General features: G+C 62.7%; 1 pseudogene. It reads right to left on the minus strand.

The features are described 5' to 3' along the window. Positions 1 to 276, minus strand: a pseudogene (locus SB719_RS19885) (FAD-dependent oxidoreductase); the annotation flags it as partial.

A 276-nucleotide genomic window follows, 5' to 3' on the forward strand; every position in this document is an offset into this window, starting at 1 on the left:
CCCGCCACAGCTCCCATGCGAAACGCGCCCGCACGCCGAGATCGAGGAAAGGCCGTGGCGGCAACCCGGTCGGGCTGCCGAGCTTGAGCATGTCGTCGATGAGCGGATTGTCGATATCGCAGGCCATGTCGGCGGCAAGAATGCCGCCTATCGTGCCCTTGGTGATGCCGACGCCGTTCTGGCAGAGCGCTGTGTAGACATTCTTCGCAATCTGTCCGAAACTCGGTGCGCCGTTGCGCGACAGGCAGATGAAGCCCGTCCATGTGTGCTCCATAT

Origin of the sequence: Pantoea sp. SIMBA_079, from assembly GCF_046940275.1 — a bacterium.
Classification (GTDB): domain Bacteria; phylum Pseudomonadota; class Gammaproteobacteria; order Enterobacterales; family Enterobacteriaceae; genus Pantoea; species Pantoea borealis.